This window comes from Kiritimatiellaceae bacterium (genome assembly GCA_013141415.1).
In the GTDB taxonomy this organism is placed as follows: domain Bacteria; phylum Verrucomicrobiota; class Kiritimatiellia; order Kiritimatiellales; family Tichowtungiaceae; genus Tichowtungia.
The window spans coordinates 1-22,151 of the sequence record JABFQY010000006.1 but is presented as its reverse complement, the minus strand read 5'-3'; the positions used below and the strand labels follow the sequence as shown (position 1 = coordinate 22,151).

Below are 22,151 nucleotides of genomic sequence, written 5' to 3'. Positions count from 1 at the left end.
GGCCTACTCAGCGTCAGTTTCCGGAACGTCCGCTTCAACAACCTCGGTCGAAACCGGGGCGACTGTTTCAGTAACTTCCGCTTCCGGGTCAAGAACGGCGGCGGAAACAATCTTGTCGCCTTCGTTGAGATTGACCAGTCGCACACCTTGCGTGTTGCGGCCGATGACGCGCAGGTCGCTTGCCCCGATGCAGATCATCTGTCCGTTCTGGGAAATCAGCATGATGCGGTTTTCATTTGTTACTGCGTGAGCGCTGACGACGTTACCGTTTCGTTCCGTGGTCTGGATGCTGATGATCCCTTTACCGCCGCGGCTTTGCAGACGGTATTCGTCGAAGTTGGTGCGTTTGCCGTAACCGTTTTCGGTGATCGCCATCATGGTGGCGGCGGTGTTGACGATTTCGATGGAGACGACCTGATCGTCGCCTTCAAGGGTAACGCCTTTGACGCCGCGAGCAGTACGACCGATCGGGCGGGCGTCCTCTTCATTGAAGCGGATCGCTTTACCGTTGCGCATGCTGAGAATGATTTCATTCGTTCCGCCGGTGAGCTGTACGCCGATGAGCTGATCGCCTTCATCCACGTTGATGGCATTAATGCCGCCGGCGCGGATGTTTTTGTAAGCCGACAGAACGGTCTTTTTGATGATGCCGTTTTTGGTGGCCATCAGCAGATTGTGTGCATCGTCATCGAGTTCGCGTACGCAGAGAATGGCGGCCAGCTTTTCTTCCGGACCCATTTCAATGACGTTGGCCAGCGCGCGTCCGCGCGCTGTGCGGCTGCCTTCCGGCACGTGGTAGGCTTTGAGCCAATACATACGGCCCGCCTGCGTGAAGCAGAGCAGGTAGTCGTGAGTCGAAGCGGTGAAAACGTGTTCGACAAAATCCTCGTCCTTGGTATCCATGCCCATGACGCCTTTGCCGCCACGGCGCTGCTGCCGGTAGGTATCGACCGGCACGCGCTTGATGTAGCCGGTGTTGGACAGCGTGATGGCGCAGGGTTCGTCGGCGATCAGATCTTCGATATCAATTTCGCCTTCGTCGATTTCCAACTGCGTGCGGCGCGGTTCGCCGTATTTGGCTTTGATTTCGGCGAGGTCGTCTTTGATGACGCCGTAAAGCTTCTCTTCATGTTCGAGCAGATCGATCAGGTAGGCAATCTGCTTCTGGAGTTCGTCGAACTCGGCCTGGATTTTGTCGCGCTCCAGACCCGTCAGCTGATAGAGGCGCATATCGAGGATTGCTTTAACCTGCAGTTCGCTGAACTGAAAGCGTTCGATCAGTTTGGTCTGAGCTTCTTCGCGCGACTTGGAAGCGCGGATGATCCGGACCACTTCGTCAAGGTTGTCTAACGCGATGAGCAGCCCTTCAAGGATATGGGCGCGGGCGCGGTTTTTATCGAGATCGAACTGTGTGCGGCGGGTGATCACCTGAAAGCGGTGTTTGATGAAGCACTGCAGCAGTTCCTTGAGGTTCATGATGCGCGGGCGGTTGCCGTCGATAGCCAGCATGATCGCGCCGAAGGTGCTCGCCAGTTGGGTGTGTTTGTAAATGTTGTTGAGTACGACTTTGCCGATCGCGCCTTTTTTAAGCTCGATGACCACGCGGATGCCGAGCTTGCCGGATTCGTCGCGGATATCCGAAATGCCTTCGAGATTTTTTTCGCGCACCAGTTCGGCCATACGGGTGATCATGGCGGCTTTGTTTACGGCGTACGGAATTTCGGTGATGATGATGCGTTCGCGGCCGTTGCCGAATTCCTCGATATCGGCTTTGCCGCGCATCCGGATGCGGCCGCGGCCGGTGAGGTACATGGATCGGATTCCGCCAAGGCCGTGAACGATACCGGCAGTCGGGAAGTCGGGGCCTTTGATGAACTGACAGAGATCCTCTGCGGTGGCATTCGGATTTTCAATCAGATGGATGGTTCCGTCGATCACCTCGCTCAGATTGTGCGGCGGAATGTTCGTAGCCATCCCGACGGCGATCCCGGTACTGCCGTTAATGAGCAGGTTGGGGACGCGAGCCGGCAGAACGGTCGGCTCCATGAGCGTTTCGTCGAAGTTAGGGCGCATATCGACGGTGTTTTTGTCGATGTCGGCCAGCATTTCTTCGGCCAGCGGGAGCAGTTTACATTCGGTGTACCGGTAGGCCGCCGCGCGGTCGCCGTCGATGGAGCCGAAGTTTCCCTGACCGTTGATGAGCATGCAGCGCATGGAGAAATCCTGCGCCATACGCACCATCGTGTCATAGACCGCCGTGTCGCCGTGCGGATGATAGTTACCGATCACTTCCCCGACGATTTTTGCGCACTTGACGAAAGGCTTGCTGCTGACCCAGCCGCGTTCTTTCATGGCGAAAAGGATGCGGCGGTTGCCGGGCTTGAGACCGTCGCGCGCATCGGGCAGGGCGCGGCCGATGATCACGCTCATCGAGTAGTCGATGTAGGCGCGCTGCATTTCGTCTTCGATATTGACCAGATCAATACGCTGATGCTGTTGTGTATTCATTGCGGTAAAGTTTCCTGTGCGTTAAATGTCGAGGTTCTGTACGTTGAGGGCGTTCTTTTCGATGAACTCGCGGCGCGGTTCAACTTCATCGCCCATCAGGATGGTGAACATCTGGTCGGCCTTGACGACGTCTTCGAGCACCACGCGGGTCATTTTGCGTTTCGCCGGATCCATCGTGGTTTCCCAGAGCTGCTCGGGATTCATTTCCCCGAGACCTTTGTAGCGCTGGATCGAAAGACCGCGGCGTCCCAGTTCGCGAATTGTGGTGAGCAGTTCCAGCAGCGAGTGCAGCGCTTTCTTTTCGCCCTTTTCGTCCACCAGATAAAACTCCGGCGTTTCGAGGTGCGAGACACAGCGGGCGTGGAACCCTTTTGCATCCAACTGAGCGATTAGCTTTTCGAGCCGTTCAGCCGTATGGATTTCCATCCAGCGGAAGCCCGGTCCGCCGGTCAGCGAGTCGGCGATTTCGAGTTCTTTGCCGAGCGAAGCCTCTGTTCTTTCGCGTAAGTCGCGCAGTTCGGCGTCGTTGAAGACATAGTGAATCTGCGGTTCGCCTTCGCCGTGGTCAATCTCTACGCGGAACGAGGGCAGGCGGCAGTCACTGGTTATCCGGCTGACGTAATCGTCGAAATCCATGCCGCGACGAACCATTTGGGCGGCGATACGTTCCACATCGCTCAGTAACAGCAGGACATCCGGAAGTTGCACCGATTCGAGCAGTGTATTACCGAGCGGGCAGACGAGCGTCTGGTCTTCGGAGCCGAGGTCGAGCAGGATGCGGGTCAGGTGGGCTTCGCTTTCGATGTACTCCTCGCGCTTCTTGCGTTTGATTTTGTAGAGCGGCGGCTGGGCAATGTAGATGTAGCCTGCTTCAATCAGCTGCGGCATCTGGCGGTAGAAGAATGTCAGTAACAGCGTACGGATGTGCGCCCCGTCCACGTCCGCATCGGTCATGATGACGATGGTGTTGTAGCGCGTTTTGCTCAGATCAAACTCATCGGAACCGATTCCGGTTCCGATCGCGGTGATCATTGTGCGGATTTCCTCGTTGGCCAGTACTTTGTCCAGTCGCGCCTTTTCGACGTTGATGACTTTACCCTTCACCGGAAGGATTGCCTGGAACTCGCGGTCGCGGCCCTGTTTGGCGGAACCGCCTGCGGAGTCACCTTCTACGATATAAAGCTCGCACAGTGCCGGATCACGGCTGGAGCAGTCGGCCAGTTTGCCGGGCAGACCGCCGCTTTCGAGCGCGCCTTTGCGGCGGGTCAGGTCGCGGGCTTTGCGCGCCGCATCACGGGCGCGGGCCGCCAGTACGGCTTTTTCGATCAAGCCGCGGGCGACGGACGGGTTTTCTTCGAAATAGGTGCCGAGTTCCTCGTTGACGATGGCTTCGACAATTCCCTGCACTTCGCCGTTGCCGAGTTTGGTCTTGGTCTGGCCTTCAAACTGAGGATTGGGAATCTTTACGCTGATGACGGCCGTGAGCCCTTCGCGGATATCGTCGCCGCTCATCGCCTGCTTTTCATCTTTGATCAGCTTGCTGTTGCGGGCGTACTGATTGACGGTGCGGGTGAGGGCGCTGCGGAAACCGGAAAGGTGTGTGCCGCCTTCGATGGTGTTGATGTTGTTGGCGAAGCTGTAGATACTCTCGTTGTACGAATCGCTGTACTGCATCGCGATTTCAGCGGTCACACCGTCCTTTTCGCACTGGAAGTAGATCACGTCCGGGTGAATCGCCACTTTGCCTTTGTTCAGGTGACGCACGAATTCGCAGATACCGCCTTCGTATTCAAAAATTTCTTCGCGTGCCGGTTCCTCTTGTGCCAGACGGATACGTACGCCGCGGTTCAGGAAGGCCAGTTCGCGCAGACGCGAGGCCAGAATATCCCACTGAAAGCCTTCGTGAGTGAAAATCTCGTGGTCGAGTTTGAAGGTGACTTTGGTTCCGGTCTTCTGGGTTTTCCCGATTACTTCGAGCTGTGACGCTGTGGCGCCGCGTTTAAAACGCTGATGATAAACCTGTCCATTGCGACAGACTTCGACTTCGAGCCATTCTGAAAGAGCATTTACGCAGGAAACGCCGACGCCGTGCAGACCGCCGGAAACCTTGTAGGAGTCATTGTCGAACTTGCCGCCCGCGTGCAATACCGTCAGAACCACTTCAACCGCCGGTTTGTGTTCGGTCGGATGCATGTCCACCGGAATGCCGCGACCGTCGTCGGTGACGGTAAGTGAACCGTCGGAGTTGATGGTGACGTCCACATGGGTGCAATAACCCGCCAGCGCTTCGTCAATAGAGTTATCAACGACTTCATATACACAGTGGTGGTAGCCGCGGATGCCGGTGTCACCGATGTACATCGCAGGGCGTTTCCGGACGGCGGCCATTCCTTCGAGAACGGTGATCTGGTCTGCGCCGTACCCGGCGGATTTCTTCGGTTTTTGCTCAATAATTTCGTCTGACATAAGTCTCTTTTTCTCCTCAAATTCTAAGGGACGCATTCTATAGAAACGGCCGGAAAATGACTACCGAAAACTGGGTAAAAAAAACAAAAAAACCCCTTATTTTACGGGGGTTTTATGTGAAGTCGGTCAGGTTTCTGGAGTTTGGAAAAGGCAAGAAAAAAAGCGCCGAATATCGGAAAATTTTCAGATTTTTATCAGCGCCGAAAAGTGCCGCCGGTCAGTTTGAAATCAAAGAGGAACAACCAGTACCGGTATCTTTGATCGAAGCAGAATGCATTCGCTGATGCTGCCGACAGACACCTTGCAGTTCGTTCCGCCATGTCCATGCGCACCGATGATAACCAGATCGACTTTTAGCCGTATGGCTTCCGCAAGAATAATTTCACAAGCCGGTCCCTGTATAAACAAAGGCGTCACTTTTACACCGGCTTTTTCCAGCGCTAACGCATCTTTTCTTAAGCGCATGGATTCCGGTTTGGTGTCATGTTCCGGATCGTCAACATCGGCTTCTAATGGCTCTGCATGAATCAGGAATACCTCGGCATTCAGCTTGCTCGCATAGGTTTTCGTAATTTTCAGGATAGTTTCCGACGTAGTCGAGAAGTCCACAGTCGATAAGATTTTCATTGATAGCCCTCCTTTGTCTTCGTCTTTATTATTGGCAGGAGCCTCGGGAAAGTAAACCGGAAAACAGTGTAAGGTTATTTGATCCCGACGACGTAGGCGACCCAGCCGAGCGCGTTTTCATACGTTGTGCGCCGGCGGTAGATGTCGTCCGATTCTCCGTCTTTAGTCCAGTCGTGCAGATAGACTTCGGCTGATTTAAAACCGGCTTCGATCAGCAGTTCCTGCAGCTCCGGCAGAGTCCAGAGTCGCCAGTCGTAGGTGAAGGCTTTTTTGATTTTACCAACCTTTGGAATGTCAAAATGGATGTAGTTCACGACGTGGTGATCAATCACGTTATATTTGGCCTGATCCCAAATGTATTTGAATGAAGGAACCTTCGTTCCGTCGGCGGCCGTGAAGGCGTCCACCTTGCGCGGTTCGAGTTTGGCGGAGATCGCTTCGGTCCCGCCGTAGATGTCCATGATGAACAGACCGTCGTTTTTCAGCGAGCCATGTACCCGTTTAAAATAAGTGAGCAGCAGTTGGCGGGTTTTGAAAACGCAGTAGGAAAAATTAAGTGCAATTACCAGGTCAACCGGCGGGGTTTTGACCTTTAGCACGTCGGAGCAGAACAGTTTCAGTTTTCCGGCGTTCGGGCCGAGTTGCGATACATTGTGTGCAATGCCCCAATCGAGTGTCGGACGGTCAAAATCTACGCCCCATGCGCGGTGCTGCGGTGAGCGTTTAACCCATTCACAGGCGAGGGCGGCGGTGCCGCAGAAATCCTCGCGCAGATCGTTCGGGCCGCGCCCGTTTTTCTTTTTGAAAATCCGTGCTGCGAAATCGACGTCGGTTTCAACGCCCTGCACAGAGGCTTCGTAGAGATGGTGTAAGTCGGGAAACTTTTTTTTCTTTGCCATGGTCAGTCCTTAAAATGTTTTTCAACCAGTTTCCGTGCGGCAGCGTGAATGTGCGGAACGGTACAGAGAAAACGCAGGCCGTGTTCTTCGGCGCGCGGATAAGCGGTGCAGACGGCTCCGGCGCGTTCGGCAATCAGCCCGGCGGCGGCGACATCCCAGAAATAAAGTCCGGCCTCGAAGTAGCCGTCGGATCGGCCGCAGGCGATGTGGCAGATGTCGATTGCCGCCGAACCGAGCATTCGGATTTTGCTGACGCGCGGAGCCATATCGCTGAAAAAGCTGAGCGAACGCGGATCAATATCCTTGGTGAGCCCGGCGAAGAACGCCGCTTTTTGAAGACTCGGAACAGCCGAAACGTGAACCGGCTCACCGTTGCAAAGAGCCGGGCCGTCGACGGTGGCGGTGTAGCATTCGTTCAGCACCGGAACAAAAACGCACCCGGCTAGAATTTCACTGTCGCGCCGTACGGCGATGGAACAGCACCAGTAGGGAAATCCGCGGGTGTAGTTGGCGGTGCCGTCGATCGGATCAATGACCCATTCGAACGCGTGCTCCTTGATGATGGATCCTTCCTCGCCGAGAATCGCGTGGTCGGGAAAGTGCCGGTGAATAATGCCTTCGGCAATCCGCTGGCATTCGCTGTCCATCACCAGTTTTACATCGTGGTCAAAACTCTGTGCAATTTCTTCGCGGCGGTGGATATTTTTTAAAGCGTGTTTTCCAGCCGTGCATGCGGCCTCAATACAGACATCCAAAAGCTGTTTGTTTGACGGTGTTTTCATCCGGAGAAGGTAACGGTGAACGGCGGGCTCCGCAAGTCCCCATCTGCAACCTCAGGAATTTCCAAGCAGAGTGCGTACGACATCGGCGGCGGAAAAGTCCAGGCTGCCGGGTGAACAGAACTGGCCGACGCCGGCGAGGTCATCACCCATCGTAATCAGACAGTGTTCGTCGGTTCCGTCAGACAGCCGCTGCGGCATTCCGACATTAGCGATGAGCGCATTACAGAGGCATTTGCGCCCGACGGTGTCTTCTTCCAGTCCACCTTTAGCTGTATAAGCGGAATCGGGTTCAGCCGGGCAGCGATAGCCGATGGTTCCGTCGGCCCGCCGGTACGGCTGACGGAGAATGCCGAGATCGCACACGCGCTGACGCAATTGATAAACCGCGTCGTCAGAGAGGCTTCCGGCCAGTTCCGCGACCTTGAACGGGAAGCCGGTCGGTGAAGCGAGCGGATCGGTGAAAACGTGCGATTTTCCAGCCAGCGCGAGGCGGATTAATTCATGGCGCACTTCGGGCATCAGACCGGATTCTTCGCAAAGCGCGAAAGCGGTTCCGGCCTGCACGCCGCAGGCTCCTTCCGCCAAGGCTCTCTTCAGTCCTTCTGCCGAGCCGAACGACCCGGCCAGCCAGAACGGCAGACCGATCTCGCGGAAAGCCGCCAGATTGGCGATATCGCGCGGGCCGTAAACCGGTTCGCCGCCCGCGCTTAGTGTTGTTTGCCCGCGCGGCGGAGCGTTATGTCCGCCCGCCAGATTGCCTTCAACGATGAATCCGTCAATCGGGCCGTTGGCTTTGCGCAGGAGGATGGAAGCCAGTGCTTCGGATGAAACAATCGGCAGGAAGTCGGGTCGCTGAAGCACCGCCGGTAAAGGAATGTCTTCAATGAATTGTGCCGGATCAAAAGACAGGTTGATGGTTTCGCCTTTGCCGTCGGCGCCGGCAATGTAGATAGGATATTCCGCCTGTTCATGCCGGGTCAGCGCGGTCAAAACCCCGGGAATCGACAGGGGAATGCCCGCGCCCATAATGATGACGGCGACGCCTGCCAGCAAAGCGCCGTAGATGGAAGCCAGATGAGGGAGCTGGATTTTTTCAAGGTAGTTGATTCCGACCGGGTTGGAGTGGCCTTCTTTGGCCAGAAAAACCTCGACGAAATTGCCGACGATGCAGAGTTCCAGTGGTTCGCGCCGACCTTCGAGGTCATGCATCGGGTATTTCCTGTACGGCGTCTCTTCCGGTTTTCCACCGGGAATAAAGAAAGCATCCAAAACACGCTGGGCCATGCCGGGGAAGGGGAAATGATCCAGCGCGCGGCGGACGAGACCTTCCGGATCGCCGTCCTGAAGCCGTCGCGTCAAAACTCCGTCAAGTGCCGTGCCGGAAATGACACCGAGTTGGCCGATACGAGATACGGCCTGTGCTAGACGCCAGTTTGAAATGCTGGCACCCATTCCGCCTTGGATTATTTTTGGAGGTACAATATTCACGACGGTATAAGTATGACCACTTGCACCTGAATAGCGACGATAATCGCCGGAAGAGGCGCGGCCAATTTCGCCTTACTCCATCGCCTTGGGCGGAGAAAAAATGATGTGCCCAAGCATGGCACGGCGGGTGGAACTTTTGTCCGCCGGATTCAGGATTTTTCCAAGGTTCGGAATTCCATGGACGGAGGTTTCGGTGCCACGGAAACTCAAATTCATTGCCGGCATCTTGATCGACGGAACACTGTTGCGGAAAGCCGACATTTTCGGTCGGAGGTCGGCTTCCGGAATTTTAACCATTTTGGCAACCGGTTCCGGCGAAACAGGCTCACGGCGAAGCGGCTTGATGTCCGGCAGTTTTTCAATCGCGACCCGGCGGCGCGGAGTCTGCGGAACAAATACCGGTGCCAGTTCTCGTTCCGGCTCTGGTTTCTCAATCGGCTGTACACCAGCCATTTTACGAAGCATTTCAGCAAACCCATCGACATTGCTCAGGGCGGGCGGATTGCCAGGAACTTCATCGGATTCCGAATTCGCTATCGGCGGGCGCGGCTGATTTTTTTTGGCCGCCGCGCCGGCGATCTGGGCAATAACCCAGAAAACGCCGACGACCAGCCAAATGAGTCCTTCCGCTCTGACAGGTTCAGTCATGCCTAGTCTTTCTTATGTTCGTCACCGCCAGCGAGCGATTCGCGCATGGAGGTGTCGGCCATGACGTTCTGCATCCGGTAGAAATCCATTACGCCGAGGTTGCCTTCTTTGAACGCCTGAGCAATGGCCAGCGGAACCTGCGCCTGCGCTTCGATCACCTTGGCCTGCATTTCCTGAACGCGCGCGCGCATTTCCTGTTCCTGAGCGATGGCCATGGCGCGGCGGCCTTCGGCTTCCGCCTGACGCAACTTTTTGTCGGCTTCGGCGCGCTCGGTTTCGAGCATGGCACCGACGTTGGCGGTATTGGCGGTTCCGGCGACACTGACGTCGGCGATATCAATCGAAACGATTTCAAACGCGGTCTGCGCGTCGAGACCGCTGTCGAGCACCTTGCGGCTGATGTTATCGGGATTTTCGAGAACCTTTTTGTAGGAATCCATCGAACCGACGGCGCTGACGATGCCTTGTCCGACGCGGGCGATAATGGTTTCTTCGGTGGCGCCGCCGACGAGCTGTTCAAGGTTGGTGCGAACCGTTACGCGCGCTTTAATGAGAAGACGAATACCGTCTTTGGCAACGGCATCGAGGAATGTGGTGCCCTGTTTCGGGTTCGGACAGTCGATCACTTTTGGATTAACGCTGGTGGTAACGGCGTCGAGAATATCGCGACCGGCGAGGTCAATCGCGGCGGCCTGCTGGAAGTTCAGTTTGATGTTGGCTTTATCGGCGGCGATCAGCGCCTGCACGACGTTGACGACATTGCCGCGCGCCAGATAATGCGCTTCGAGCAGGTCACTGCTGATATCAATCCCGGCTTTGATGGCCTGAATGCGGGCGCGGGCGATCAGCGTGACCGGCACCTTGCGTAGAATTTTCATTCCGATCAGGTTATAGAGTTTGATTGGCGCGCCGGAACCCCAGGCCTGAACCCAGACGGCGAGTACGGATAGAATGACCGCCGAGAAGACAAAGACGACGACCAGTAAAAAGATGCCCAGTATGTTTCCCATGATGATTTCCTCCGTTGTTGTTTATTTCATATCGCTTGGTGTCTGAATAATCAGCACCGGTTTTTTAAAAAGAGCCAGAACCAGTGCGCCGAGTCCGGCGACGGCGACCAGAATATTGATGATAAGAGAAATCGCGGTGAAAGCCGTCAGCGCATAAATCACCAGCAGTCCGACGGCCAGTGCGCCGGTCCGGTTTTGTTTTGTAATTTCTTTGCGGCGCAGAATCAGCGCGCCGATCCAGAATCCGACCACAATTTTACTGAGGTAGAGCAGGATGAGATAAAAGAGAATCAGCAGAATGCTCAGCGGCAGTCCGACGAATGTGAACAGCAGAAAAAACGAACCGATCGGGATAAGAAACAGGGCTGCGAAGCCGATTAGTAAGCAGGCCGTGCGTGAGGTGCTCAACAATTGAACGGCGTTGGCGCTGTAGCCGGAGAAGATCGAACTGAAAGCCAGCCCGGTCAGCAATGCGGCAACAGCAAAAGCAACGTGGCCGATCAGGCCGGGCTTCAAGTATTGTTTCGGCGGCTGAGCCTCAAACGTACGATTTAGTTTTCCGCCGAGCGTGACGGAAGGGGAAAGCACCAGTTCTTTTGGAGCCGTGTAGTTCAGGTTTCCGCCAATCACCGTGCCGGGCAGAATCACAATTTCCTGCGCCGCAATGGAAACGTTACCGGAAATTTTTCCGCCGAGCGTCGCCTGTTTTGCCACAACCTCCACGTTGCCGTCGACGGCACCTTCGCTGATAATCGTTTCGCCGAAGCAAAGCATATTTTTTGCAATCACAGCGGTCGGATCAATTTTGACGGTATTGCCCATCGCGGTCAGCGAACCGTTGAGCGTTCCGGAGATTTGCAGCATTTTGGCCGCCAGCCGCACATGATCACTGAACCGTCCCGCCGCGATGACCTGATTTCCGCAACCCCAGACATCGCTTTTAAAATTTCCGCGCAGATCGAGGATGCTGCCTGCCGCGAACAGATCGTCGAGCGCTTCGCCGCTGATGGTAATGTTCTGCGCCGAAACCCAGGTTTCGTCCCGTAGAGTTTCCGCTTCGCCGCTGATAAACTGATCGCGCTGTACAAACTCAATCGCGCCTGCACCGGTCGATAGAACGGTGAGCAGGGCGAGAATAGAAAGTATCTTTAGTTTCAAATTTTCCTCACATAAATTCGGTTGCCAGCTACCTTAGTGACTTCGATGGCGGAATTCTGTTCGATCCATGTTCCGTTGTCGGCAATGACATCGGCGAGTTTGCCTTCAATCGTCGCCTTGCCGGCGGGGCGCAATGTGCTCAGCGCGGAGCCCCTCATGCCGGGCTTCCATGCGGAATCGTCCTGATCTCTTTTGGAAATATGCTGAGTCAGCGAAAGCGCCTTACCCATCCGGCTCTTCGGGAAATACTTCATCCAGACAAACGCCGCCACGGCGGTTAGCACCAGAATGAAGAACAGGCTCAGCCAGCCGAGCCAGAGCGGGAAAATCATAAAGCCCATTGCCGCCGCACCGACCAGCGCCGCCGCACCGGCAATACCGACCACGCCGCCGGGGATAAAAATCTCCACGCCGACCAGAAACAATCCGCAAACCAGAAGAGTAAGGTACCAACTCATGCGCCGGATTCTACCTGCCTTCCGTCGCGATGGAATACAAAAGTTCAAACATCAGGGGAAATGACCGCCAAGACGCCAAGAAGTTTTCATCCATTAGGAGCATCCTTTGTTATCGCGATGTTCCGCAATGGATGCAACAGGGGCCGCCGGACGGAGTTTCTTGTTTGCAGGCAGTGCATTCTTCCAGTTGTCGGGTCCCGCAGAACGGGCAGAATTTTGCGCAGGGTGGCAACCGCTTATTACAGGATATGCAGGCGTTCTTCATGAGGCGTTTCTGCATCATTTTCTGTTTATCGAATACCTTCCTTTGAATGAAGTAAACCAGAGAAAGACCGACGATTATGGCGAAGAAGATGACGAAGTAATGCCAGAGCGCCATCAGATGAAGGGTTTGCAGGATATTGAACAGGTGTTTAAAAAAGTGCTTAGGAATAATATCAACCACGAGCTCAATGATTTTCAAAATGATAGGCAGAGAGGCGATCACAAGAAGATGCGAGGCGATAAGGGTCTGAATAGGATTGTCATTTTTAACGCTACGGGCGCTCCATGCATAAAAAATGCCGAAGATAGGTAGCAGAAAGACGAGTTGCCATCCGAGTTCCTTAAGCGGAAACCAGAATTGGAAATGTTTGTAATCGGAGACGATTTTTTCTCGAGCAATGTCATCCGGGGTAATGAGAACCCACAGTTTTTGAATGTCGGGTTGAGAGTTTATTTTCTGTTCCGTCGTTCGGATTTCTCCGCTGAGCTGGTCAATTTTTTGTGCATATTGCCGGGCTGTTGTAGAGATAGCGTTCGCCGTGCCTGCGGTAGCGTTGGCGATGTTTTCCAGCAGCTGTGTATCGTAGGATCTTTTGGCCTCGTCGAAGGCAATCTCGGTTTTCTTCCGTTCTTCAACGTATTTTTGGCGGCTTAGGAAGAGGGTGTGCAATTCTTTGTCTTGCGAGAGTGTTTTTACCTGTTGGTAGAACGTACGGCTTGCCGGGTGCATGAGTTTGATTGTTCGCTCTTCAAAACGGCCTTCATAGCGATACTTGTAGTTGTTCCTGTCTGACAGAATAAGCGGCTGAAGCTCTGAAATGCGGTTGGCGGAACTCCATTCCTGATCAATAAAAATACTCTGGGCTTCAGGCGGCATATATTCTGCAGCCGTGGTGAGTTGTTGCGTGTGCTCATTCAGTCCGGTAAAAACTAGCGTTAGGATAAAGAGATCGAGAATAATAATTGTGGCCAACGACAGTTTGTTCAGCGGTTCTTCTTTACTGACTGAGGTCAAGCGGGCTTTGAATTCTATTATGCGTTGTTTGAATTTGTTCATCAGCGTTAGCTCCAGTCGTTTAGTTAGTCATTTATATTTTATACGAACGCCTGCGGCGCACCGAATCTATAGCAGGTTGTCTTGTGGTCGGCAAAGAGTTTTCAATGATTGGAAAACGTTTCTTCCGAACCTTGGAAAATCTTCCCCGCAAAAAACACAGAAGGGCGCAGAATTCTTTAAGGGTTGGAAGCCTTCTGTGTTTTTCTGCGTGTTCTGCGGGAGAACTCTTCAGTTGACACGGAGACGGCAGAAGCCTACAACCCTCCGCTCAATTGGTTCGGCTTTACGAATCACACGCCGCGAACAGCGCGGCATCTTCTTTCCCTACACGTCCGGCAGGCAGAGAGTTTTAATATATTCCGGACGGAAAAGAAGGTTCATGAAATCACAAAATGTATTCGCGGCTCTAATTGAGCCGCTGCAACGCGCTGTAGCCGAAGAAGGCTACACCATCCCGACTCCCATTCAGCAGCAGGCGATTCCGCATCTGCTGGAAGGCCGCGACCTGCTCGGTTGCGCCCAGACCGGTACCGGCAAGACCGCCGCGTTCACTCTGCCGCTTCTGCAGGAGATGACAGAGAATAAAAAAACGGCGCCCGGCGGAAAGCCGCGCGCACTGATTTTGACTCCGACGCGCGAACTGGCCGCCCAGATCGGCGACAGTATCAAAACGTACGGTCGCCACCTGAACGTCAGCCACACGGTAATTTTCGGCGGCGTCGGCCAGAACCCGCAGGTTCAGGCGATGCGCCGCGGACTCGATGTGGTGGTTGCCACGCCGGGTCGGCTGCTCGATTTAATGGCGCAGGGCCACATCAAGCTCGACCTGATTGAGCTGTTCATTCTCGACGAAGCCGACCGCATGCTCGACATGGGTTTTATTCCCTCCGTCCGCAAAGTGATCGCCAAGCTTCCGAAAAAACGCCACTCGCTTTTTTTCTCGGCGACGATGCCGCCGGTGGTTGCGAGCCTCGCCAAAGAACTGCTGCACGATCCCGTTCAGATCACCATTGATCCGGGCCAGCCGACGGTTGAGCGGATCGCGCAGAAACTGATGTTCGTCGATAAAGAGAACAAAGATGAACTGCTGATTGATCTGATTACTGACCACAATATGGACAAGGTCATCGTGTTCACCCGCACCAAACACGGCGCGGACAAAGTGGTTCGGCAGCTTATTCAAGCGGGTATTAGCGCCGCCGCCATTCATGGCAATAAATCGCAGAACGCCCGCACGACGGCGCTGCATAATTTCAAGACCGGCAAACTGCGCGCCATGGTCGCCACCGACATCGCCGCCCGCGGTCTCGACGTGGACGGCATTACGCATGTCGTGAATTACGATCTGCCGGAAGAGCCGGAAACCTACGTTCACCGGATTGGCCGCACAGCCCGCGCCGGAACCGACGGCGATGCCGTTGCGTTCTGCTCTGCCCGCGAACGTGACTTTTTGCGCGACATCGAAAAGCTGATCCGCAAAACCGTTCCTGTGGACAAGACGCACAAATACCATTCTGAAACCGCGCGACTGGCTACCGGTTCCGATGCGCGTCCCGAACCGAAGGGTCGGCAGGGACATCGCCGTTCCGGCGGCGGACGTCCGGCGCAAGGTGGCGGAAGAGAACAAAGCCGTTCGCCGCGTCCGACGCATAAAGGCGGATCGTTTTCGCCCAGCCGCCGTCCGCGTTAATCGGAAAAAATCTGCGGGGTTGCGTTTCACGCTGTTTGTGAGACGATATCCCCGCCTCAAAAAACGGGGGTGACTGGTTTCGACGTTTAAGTTGAAGCTTCAGTGGCGTGTCGAGGGTGTCGGTTGGCCTCGTAAAAAAGCCGGCAAAAACAATAAGTGCCAACGAACAGTACGCACTCGCGGCCTAAATAAAGGCCCGACGTCTTCCCTCTGACACCTGCTGAGAGGATGAAGACGACGACAGCAGGATAGTTCCAAAGCCGGGCAGCCGGACCGCGGGGCGAAACTCCAACAGGCTGCTGGCGTTCGTGATGGCCCTGTCTGCTGACAGTCACGAAGGCGAGACCTTAAAGGCAGACTACACACGTAGAAGCTGTTGTGACGCTTGGGCGGACGGGGGTTCGATTCCCCCCACCTCCACCATTTTAAAACTCTTCGTTGGCGGGGGGTTGCCCTGTTTTTGTCCGTCTGCTACGTTCCTGCCATGCAATCCACCTTTGAAACCGCCTTCGCCGCCGTCCAAGAGCTCGCCAAAGATTTTGAAGAGAACCGGCGGCATTATCTTTCCCCCGGCTATCGAGAAGAAATATTCACCATTTATTTTCGGCTGTTGATCCGGGAGCTGCTTTGATAATTGATGCAGAAACGGGCGGTGTTAACAATCGAGCCAGTCAAGAAAATGAATCAGGTGATGATTGCTAGAAAATGAAAAAGAATCCTTCCAGATATTGGAGTACCGGAATTGAAGGCGAGTGGCAGCCCAGCTCCGGCAAGCGGGTTCTGCGCAACCTCAAAGGAATCACCCGTAAAACAGAAATGGATCGGGCGGAAGCCGATGCCTTGCTTGCCGTGCAGGAACGCTATCTAGGCATTATCACTGCCGAAACGTCCTTCACCGCCGGTTTGATCTGCCAAATGCACAAAGACTGGCTGGGCGGAATTTATGAGTGGGCTGGACGCTATAGAACCGTTGAAATGCAGAAAGGCAGTTTCCGCTGGCCGCCTGCGATCCGTGTTTCCCAAAACATGGCGGTGCTGGAAAAGGACTTTCTGAAAAAACGCACCCCTTGCCGGGCGGGAACGCTGGAAAAAGTTTCCGTCGCAGTCGCGGTCATTCACGCCGAGCTTTTACTGGTTCACCCGTTTCGGGAAGGCAATGGAAGGCTGGCTCGCTGGCTGGCTGATTTAATGTTCCTGCAAGCCGGGTATCCGCTCCCGCTCTACAACTTTTCCGGACGCGGTTCTATGAAGAGAAAAATTGAGTATCTCAACGCTGTAATCAAAGGCTATTCGCAGGAAACTCAGCCTTTGGCGGATTTCTTCAGGACATGCGTGGAAGACCGTATGCGGGAACCGGAGGCATGAAAACACCGTGCGCCCTCGAAAATCGAAGACTCGCGGACGCTATGGGTCAGCATGGCAAGTCGCTTGGCTGGATTTCTCAAATAGGGGTTTTGCTGTACCAGTGTTTTCACGCTCATAATATGCCCGAAATCCCGATGGATTAAAAGCGAATTGGTTGTTTTGCCTGTATGAAAAAGCTTTCGACCCAGCAAGTAACCCAGCAAGTAATGAACTATAAAACATGAAATCCTCAGACTTCAAAATCGGGATGGAATTCGAGATGTCCGGCAAACGCTGGCTTTGCACAGACATTGGCACCCGCACCGTCGCGGCAATCTGTCTCGCTGATATTCCGAAGGATGACCCGCGCTGGCTAAATGGCCCGCCTTATGCCGTGGAAGAACTCGTGATTGATGAAAACGATCTACCCGCCTGTTCCGCTGATGGAGTTGAAGCAGACGGCTTTGATTTGTCCAAGACTATCTAAATCCAGCCCTGGCCGCCGGATATATTGAAATGACCGCGCCGGATTCTCCGAACAGCCCGACGCAAAAATACCGTCTGACTGAAAAAGGGAAACGGCTGCTGGATCATTAACGATTTAAGCGCCGCAAAAGGTAAAGCCGGAACTTAGAGCGTATTCGCCCGTAGATCCGGCTTCTGATACAAAAACCGCATGATATTCGGTTTATAAACAAGGCAACCGGGACGGTTGCGATACGTACCGCCGCCGTCCCGGCGGCCTTGCCATAAAGACCGAACCTCATACGCATCTGGTATGAGTGTTAATAGCCGGATCCACGGCTTCGCCTGAGTTCCGGCTATACCGACACCTCAATCGCGAAAAGTTATAGAACATTTTCAGAGTATCGGCGTTAAGAGTGCGGCGAGGTTTTCGCGCAGGCGGTAGGCCGCCGGACGGGCTTGCCAGTCGGCAAGAAGGACTTCGTCGCTGGAGGCGATATCTTCGTGGATAATCTCTTTCATGGCGTCGGTGAATTCCGTGCTGTAAACCGCGAGACAGGTTTCGTAGTTCAGATGCAGACTGCGCACGTCGAGGTTGGCGGTTCCAACGAGTGAAAATTCTCCGTCAATGATAAGCGCCTTGGCATGCATGAACGGCGGACGGCGTTCATGAATGTGTACGCCGGCCAGCAGGAGTTCTTCGTAGAGGGCGCGGCTGGCGTAACCGGCGTAGCGGTGGTTGTTTTCTTTCGGCACCACGAGATGAACATCCACGCCGCGCAGGGCGGCGGAACGCAAAGCGCGGAGAATATCTTCCGGCGGAACAAAGTAGGGCGTGACGGCGAGAATCTGTTTTTTGGCCAGCACGATGCTGTTAAAAAAACTTTCGGTGGCGACATCTTCGACGGTGGAAGGGCCGGTGCTGATAAGGCGGGCGGTGATTTCTCCGGCGGGGTTTGCATGCGGGAAGTATTCCTCCGTCAGCAGTTTTTCCGGAGATTCTTCCGTGATGAAGTACCAGTCGCGCAGGAAGGAATATTGCAGTTCCTGAACGATCGGGCCTTCAACCTCGAAGTGGTAGTCGCGGATGGGCGGTTTGCCGGGGCGGGTGATGTGGTCGTCGAGCAGATTGATGCCGCCGAAAAACCCGATCTCTCCATCCACGACCAGGGTTTTGCGGTGGTTGCGCAGGTTAATTTGAAACTGGCGTTTGAGCGGATTGGCCTGTGTCCAGCCGGCGACGCGGAAGTTCGGAACTTTGCGCGCCCGGCGGAATAGTCCGCCAAAGAGAGCGCTGCTGGAGCCGAAGCGGTCGTAAAGCAGGCGCACCTGAACACCTTCTGCGGCTTTGGCGGCGAGGGCGTCCATGAATTTTCGGCTGATCTCATCGTTACCGATGATATAGCTCTGGAGATGGATGTGGCGTTTGGCACTCCGGATGGCTTCGAGCATGCGCGGGTAGGCTTCGTCGCCATCCACCAGCGGCACGAGACGGTTGCCGGCGAGCGCGGGATGGTCCGGAATCAGAGCGTCAAGCGTCCGGTTGAGTTCGCGCTGGAATTCGTTTTCGGCCGGTGCACCGGTGAGATGGTGCCAGTAGGCGCGCGGTGCGGCAATTTGAGTTCCTTTGCGGGTTTCCAATATATGTTCGTCGGCGAGGAACTTCAAAAAGCCGCGGTCGCCGACGCGATCAATGCCGAAGCTGAGATAGAAGAGCGGGCCGATCGCCGGGAACGACCAGGCGATGAATATCCAGAGGAGAGTGGAGGTGGCGTTGCGGCGGCGCTGAAGGCAGTGAAACGTGACGAGCACAAAAGCGGTCAGATGGCATATCCATACGAGCGCCCATAAGATGTGCAGACTCAAATGCATAACGGGTTCAACTGTTCAGTGCTTGGCGGAGATCGTTCTCGTAAAGGTGAGGCTCCAGCAGAAAAGAATCGTGACCTTTGTCCGAATGCACAATGACATGTTTGACCGGAACGCGGCCCTCTTCGAGTTTCTTCCGGTAGTATTCCTGCTCTTCGGGATAGAAGCAGTAGTCGTCGTCAATTGTGAAAATCAGGTAGCGCTGGTTTGCGCAGGCTTTGAACAGAGTGGCGTAATCCGGCGCTCCGGTGTCTCGCAGCAGGTGATATTCCGACCAGGCGGCGACTAACTGCAGGTAGGTGTTGGCGTCGAAGCGGCGAACCAGTTTGCGTCCCTGATGCAGGATGTAGGATTCCAGCGGGGAACAGACTTTGTACCACGAAAATTCGTCGTATTCCTGCTCCCAGCGGTTTTGAGCGCGCGCTTCGATAAAATCCAGCGAAACGAATGTCTTATGCGAAATCATCCGCGCCAGCGCCAGTCCGCGCAGTGGCGGTTCGCCGTCGTAATAATCGCCGTTGCGGAAGTTCGGGTCGTTTTCAATGGCCAGAATCTGCTCGATGTTATGGGCGCGGATCAGCGTGGTCGGCTCGATGCCGCAGGCAATGGCGATGATACGGTCTGTGATCTGCGGATAGCGGGCCGCCAGATTGGCGACGAGCATTCCACCGAGCGATGCACCGATGGTTGCGTGCAGTTTTTTGATGCCGAAATGTGCAAGCAGCGGAAGCTGTGAGTCCACAATGTCGCTGAAGTGAATGCGGGGGAAACCTCCGCCGTAAGGTTTGCCGGTGGCGGGATTGATGGAGGACGGGCCGGTGCTGCCGTAGCATCCGCCGAAATAGTTGATGCAGATCACGAAGAACCGGTTGGTATCAATAATTTTTCCCGGCCCGATGTAGTCGCTCCACCAGCCGGTCTGGCAATCGGCGTTCCATTTTTCACCGGTGCCGGGCACGGCGGGATTAAAGCCTGCGGCGTGCTGCGAACCGGAAAGCGCGTGAAACAGCAGGATGGCATTGTCGCGCTTTTCGTTCAGCGTGCCGTAGGTTTCGTACGCCAGCGTGACGGGGCCGAAGCGGACCCCGCTTTTCAGCGTCAGCGTGTCATAGGTGAAAAATTGGGTTTCAACGGTTTTCATAATTTTTAAAACAAATAATGAAATACCGGAATTTCTTCCGGTATTCCACCATTCATTTCTTCCATTTGCTATTTCAGCGCTTGTTTCAGATCGGCGAGAATATCGTCGATGTGCTCCAAGCCGACGGAGAGACGGATCAGGCCGGGTGTAATTCCGCCTTCTGCCTGCTGCTCAGCCGTAAGCTGAGAGTGCGTCGTGGTCGCCGGATGAATTGCCAGGCTCTTCGCGTCGCCAACGTTGGCGAGGTGCGAGAAGAGCTGAAGCTTTTCGATGAACTTCTTACCGGCCTGTTCGCCGCCTTTGACTTCGAAAACCACCGTCGCGCCGAAACCGTTTTTGAAAAGTTTCTTCGCGATCTTGTATGATGGATGGCTTTCGAGTCCGGGGAAGCGGACCCAGTCGATCTCGGCCTGTTTCTCAAGGAACTTCGCAACGGCCAGCGCATTTTCGCTGTGACGCTCCATGCGTAGGGCGAGTGTTTCAATGCCTTGCAGGAACTGCCACGCATTGTCGGGCGAAAGACACGCGCCGAGGTTCCGTAGCGGTACCAGTCTCATCCGCAGAATGTAGGCCAGCGGCCGAAGTCCGTCCGGAAGGTCGATGGCGTAGCGGATGCCGTGATAGCTGTCGTCCGGCTCGGAGAGTAGGGGATGTTTGCCGGTTACCCAGTTGAACTTGCCGGAATCCACTACGATGCCGCCGATGCCGTTGCCGTGTCCGCCCAGCCATTTGGTGAGCGAATGCACAACGATGTCGGCGCCGTGTTCGATCGGACGGAGCAGGTGCGGCGTGGTGAAGGTGCTGTCCACGATCAGCGGCAGGCCGTGGGCGTGTGCAATCTTCGAGATGGCCTCGATGTCAGAAACGTCTAGCGACGGATTGCCGATGGTTTCGGTATAGAGGGCTTTCGTTTTAGCCGTGATCGCCTTGGCGAAGTTCTGCGGATCGGTCGGATCGACAAATTTCACCTTAATGCCCAGCTGCGGCAGGATGTTGTTGAACTGCGTGTAGGTTCCGCCGTAGAGGTTGCTAGACGCCACGATTTCATCACCGGCCTGAGCGAGGTTGATGATGCTGTAGAAGATGGCTGCCGTGCCGGACGCTACTGCAAGAGCGGCGGCTCCGCCTTCGAGCGCGGCGACGCGCTGTTCGAGCACATCGTTCGTCGGGTTCATCAGCCGCGAATAAATATTGCCCAGCTCTTTCAAGCCGAACAGATTGGCGGCGTGCTCGGTGTCGCGGAAGACATAGGCACTGGTTCTGTAAACGGGAACCGCACAGCTGCCTGTGGAGTCCGGGGTGTAGCCGGCATGAAGCGCCAGCGTTTCGGTATTCTTGCTCATGGTTATTCCTCTCTTTCTTAATATTCCGCCAGAGAGGGCGAGGTGAGATGCGGTTGACCATCAACTTTCCCCTCACGGGGCGCATCGCCTTTTGCCAGGCCGTGGCACCTTGGGTTGTCAGGTTGCCGGGCGTTTACCTCACGCCTCTCTGAATGCATGGAGCGCAAGATACGCTTTTCGTTTTGGCTGTCAAATAAAAATCTGATGAAAAGGATAAGCAATCACGGGATTACCATTTCGGCCTGTATTTACAAGGCTCGGAAAAAATGAATGATGCGTTTCAAAATGGTTGGAAAGCCGGTAAGGTGTCGGCTTATGCGTAGATTTTATATTTCAATTCTCGTTCTGCTGGCCGGAGTTCTGCCGGTTCGGGCCGACTCCGACCGCCTGCTGAATTCACTGAAACCGGCCGGTTACGTCAGCGATTTTGCCAACGTGATGAATCCTGCCGATCGCGCCGCGACGGAAAAAATTCTGGCCGAACTGGAACAGAAAACCGGCGCGCAGGTTTCGGTGGTGACGCTGAAATCGCTGGAAGGCGGGCAGATTGACGATTTCGCCAACCGGCTTTTTGCACGCTGGGGAATTGGACAGAAAGGCAAAGACAACGGACTGCTACTGATCGCCGCGATTGAAGACCGCAAAGTCCGCATCGAAACCGGTTACGGTTTTGAAGGTGTCTTGCCGGATGCGGCGGCAGGGCGGTTGATTGACCAGTACGTCCGGCCCGCGTTCCGCAACGGCGATTATAGCGGCGGACTGCGCAGCGGCGCGATGGCTCTGGCTTCGGTGGCGGCGACCGTTTCCGGAGTTGAATTGACCGGTGTCCAGAATCAGGAACGCTACAGCAGTTCCCAGCAGCAGACACGCAAGGGCGGCGGAATTATTCAACTGATCTTTGCTGTGATCATGATCATCGTCGTGATTCGTCATC

18 protein-coding genes, 1 other RNA gene and 1 riboswitch are annotated in these 22,151 nt (G+C 55.0%); of the genes, 5 read left to right on the top strand and 14 right to left on the bottom strand.

The annotated features are described in order from the left end of the window. Positions 1-3 precede the first annotated feature (3 nt). From gyrA to HOO88_08815, 11 genes are all read right to left on the bottom strand, one after another. Positions 4-2,508, bottom strand: a complete 2,505-nt coding sequence (gyrA, locus tag HOO88_08865) for a DNA gyrase subunit A (GenBank protein ID NOU36864.1) — start codon at positions 2,506-2,508, stop codon at positions 4-6. Between the two features lie 21 nt (positions 2,509-2,529). Further along, on the bottom strand, positions 2,530-4,974 hold the full coding sequence (gyrB, locus tag HOO88_08860) for a DNA topoisomerase (ATP-hydrolyzing) subunit B (protein ID NOU36863.1): 2,445 nt from the start codon (positions 4,972-4,974) through the stop codon (positions 2,530-2,532). 228 nt (positions 4,975-5,202) lie between these two features. After that, a complete protein-coding gene (locus HOO88_08855; GenBank protein NOU36862.1) occupies positions 5,203-5,601 on the bottom strand; it encodes a universal stress protein in 399 nt (132 codons plus the stop codon). Between the two features lie 74 nt (positions 5,602-5,675). Further along, a complete protein-coding gene (locus HOO88_08850; GenBank protein NOU36861.1) occupies positions 5,676-6,500 on the bottom strand; it encodes a class I SAM-dependent methyltransferase in 825 nt (274 codons plus the stop codon). A gap of 2 nt (positions 6,501-6,502) precedes the next feature. Then, a complete protein-coding gene (locus HOO88_08845) occupies positions 6,503-7,282 on the bottom strand; it encodes an inositol monophosphatase (protein NOU36860.1) in 780 nt (259 codons plus the stop codon). 51 nt (positions 7,283-7,333) lie between these two features. Next, positions 7,334-8,734, bottom strand: coding sequence for a nitronate monooxygenase (locus HOO88_08840; GenBank protein ID NOU36859.1), 1,401 nt, complete (start codon positions 8,732-8,734; stop codon positions 7,334-7,336). 108 nt (positions 8,735-8,842) lie between these two features. Then, the gene (locus HOO88_08835) at positions 8,843-9,418 is read right to left on the bottom strand and encodes a hypothetical protein (GenBank protein ID NOU36858.1); all 576 of its coding nucleotides are present in this window, start codon (positions 9,416-9,418) and stop codon (positions 8,843-8,845) included. Positions 9,419-9,420: 2 nt separating this feature from the next. Further along, a complete protein-coding gene (gene floA / locus HOO88_08830; GenBank protein NOU36857.1) occupies positions 9,421-10,428 on the bottom strand; it encodes a flotillin-like protein FloA in 1,008 nt (335 codons plus the stop codon). A 21-nt stretch (positions 10,429-10,449) separates the two neighbouring features. Beyond that, entirely contained in the window at positions 10,450-11,586 is a 1,137-nt protein-coding gene (locus HOO88_08825) for a hypothetical protein (GenBank protein NOU36856.1), read from the bottom strand. Further along, entirely contained in the window at positions 11,583-12,044 is a 462-nt protein-coding gene (locus tag HOO88_08820; protein NOU36855.1) for an NfeD family protein, read from the bottom strand. Before HOO88_08820 ends, HOO88_08825 begins: the two co-directional genes overlap by 4 nt. 109 nt (positions 12,045-12,153) lie before the next feature. Next, positions 12,154-13,365 carry a zinc ribbon domain-containing protein gene (locus HOO88_08815; protein NOU36854.1) on the bottom strand — a complete coding sequence of 404 codons (1,212 nt, stop codon included), beginning with the start codon at positions 13,363-13,365 and terminating at the stop codon, positions 12,154-12,156. Positions 13,366-13,744: 379 nt separating this feature from the next. Between HOO88_08815 and HOO88_08810 the strand changes: the two genes are divergently transcribed. From HOO88_08810 to HOO88_08795, 4 genes are all read left to right on the top strand, one after another. Next, positions 13,745-15,055, top strand: coding sequence for a DEAD/DEAH box helicase (locus HOO88_08810; GenBank protein NOU36853.1), 1,311 nt, complete (start codon positions 13,745-13,747; stop codon positions 15,053-15,055). Between the two features lie 65 nt (positions 15,056-15,120). Further along, positions 15,121-15,478: a transfer-messenger RNA gene (gene ssrA, locus HOO88_08805) on the top strand. Between the two features lie 282 nt (positions 15,479-15,760). After that, the gene (locus HOO88_08800) at positions 15,761-16,420 is read left to right on the top strand and encodes a cell filamentation protein Fic (protein ID NOU36852.1); all 660 of its coding nucleotides are present in this window, start codon (positions 15,761-15,763) and stop codon (positions 16,418-16,420) included. Between the two features lie 220 nt (positions 16,421-16,640). Then, positions 16,641-16,886: a hypothetical protein gene (locus HOO88_08795; GenBank protein ID NOU36851.1), complete on the top strand. Its 246-nt coding sequence runs from the start codon at positions 16,641-16,643 to the stop codon at positions 16,884-16,886. 374 nt (positions 16,887-17,260) lie between these two features. Here the strand turns inward: HOO88_08795 and cls are convergent, their stop codons facing one another. The 3 genes from cls to HOO88_08780 all read right to left on the bottom strand — a co-directional run bounded on the left by cls (position 17,261) and on the right by HOO88_08780 (position 21,217). After that, a complete protein-coding gene (gene cls / locus HOO88_08790; protein ID NOU36850.1) occupies positions 17,261-18,736 on the bottom strand; it encodes a cardiolipin synthase in 1,476 nt (491 codons plus the stop codon). A gap of 7 nt (positions 18,737-18,743) precedes the next feature. After that, positions 18,744-19,874: a homoserine O-acetyltransferase gene (locus tag HOO88_08785; protein ID NOU36849.1), complete on the bottom strand. Its 1,131-nt coding sequence runs from the start codon at positions 19,872-19,874 to the stop codon at positions 18,744-18,746. A gap of 68 nt (positions 19,875-19,942) precedes the next feature. Beyond that, positions 19,943-21,217, bottom strand: coding sequence for an O-acetylhomoserine aminocarboxypropyltransferase/cysteine synthase (locus HOO88_08780; GenBank protein NOU36848.1), 1,275 nt, complete (start codon positions 21,215-21,217; stop codon positions 19,943-19,945). Between the two features lie 52 nt (positions 21,218-21,269). After that, positions 21,270-21,378, bottom strand: a riboswitch (SAM riboswitch). Positions 21,379-21,532: 154 nt separating this feature from the next. Here HOO88_08780 and HOO88_08775 point away from each other — a divergent pair. Beyond that, the coding region (locus HOO88_08775) for a TPM domain-containing protein (protein ID NOU36847.1) at positions 21,533-22,151 on the top strand (619 nt) is incomplete at its 3' end.

What these genes read in the sequence shown, in the direction of transcription:
- HOO88_08840 (NOU36859.1), bottom strand. Translation starts at nt 8,734, where the DNA reads ATGGGTGCCAGCATTTCAAACTGGCGTCTAGCACAGGCCGTATCTCGT.
- HOO88_08800 (NOU36852.1), top strand. Translation starts at nt 15,761, where the DNA reads ATGAAAAAGAATCCTTCCAGATATTGGAGTACCGGAATTGAAGGCGAG.
- HOO88_08815 (NOU36854.1), bottom strand. Translation starts at nt 13,365, where the DNA reads ATGAACAAATTCAAACAACGCATAATAGAATTCAAAGCCCGCTTGACC.
- HOO88_08850 (NOU36861.1), bottom strand. Translation starts at nt 6,500, where the DNA reads ATGGCAAAGAAAAAAAAGTTTCCCGACTTACACCATCTCTACGAAGCC.
- HOO88_08820 (NOU36855.1), bottom strand. Translation starts at nt 12,044, where the DNA reads ATGAGTTGGTACCTTACTCTTCTGGTTTGCGGATTGTTTCTGGTCGGC.
- HOO88_08780 (NOU36848.1), bottom strand. Translation starts at nt 21,217, where the DNA reads ATGAGCAAGAATACCGAAACGCTGGCGCTTCATGCCGGCTACACCCCG.
- floA (NOU36857.1), bottom strand. Translation starts at nt 10,428, where the DNA reads ATGGGAAACATACTGGGCATCTTTTTACTGGTCGTCGTCTTTGTCTTC.
- HOO88_08835 (NOU36858.1), bottom strand. Translation starts at nt 9,418, where the DNA reads ATGACTGAACCTGTCAGAGCGGAAGGACTCATTTGGCTGGTCGTCGGC.
- HOO88_08785 (NOU36849.1), bottom strand. Translation starts at nt 19,874, where the DNA reads ATGAAAACCGTTGAAACCCAATTTTTCACCTATGACACGCTGACGCTG.
- gyrB (NOU36863.1), bottom strand. Translation starts at nt 4,974, where the DNA reads ATGTCAGACGAAATTATTGAGCAAAAACCGAAGAAATCCGCCGGGTAC.
- HOO88_08795 (NOU36851.1), top strand. Translation starts at nt 16,641, where the DNA reads ATGAAATCCTCAGACTTCAAAATCGGGATGGAATTCGAGATGTCCGGC.
- gyrA (NOU36864.1), bottom strand. Translation starts at nt 2,508, where the DNA reads ATGAATACACAACAGCATCAGCGTATTGATCTGGTCAATATCGAAGAC.
- HOO88_08810 (NOU36853.1), top strand. Translation starts at nt 13,745, where the DNA reads ATGAAATCACAAAATGTATTCGCGGCTCTAATTGAGCCGCTGCAACGC.
- HOO88_08855 (NOU36862.1), bottom strand. Translation starts at nt 5,601, where the DNA reads ATGAAAATCTTATCGACTGTGGACTTCTCGACTACGTCGGAAACTATC.
- HOO88_08845 (NOU36860.1), bottom strand. Translation starts at nt 7,282, where the DNA reads ATGAAAACACCGTCAAACAAACAGCTTTTGGATGTCTGTATTGAGGCC.
- cls (NOU36850.1), bottom strand. Translation starts at nt 18,736, where the DNA reads ATGCATTTGAGTCTGCACATCTTATGGGCGCTCGTATGGATATGCCAT.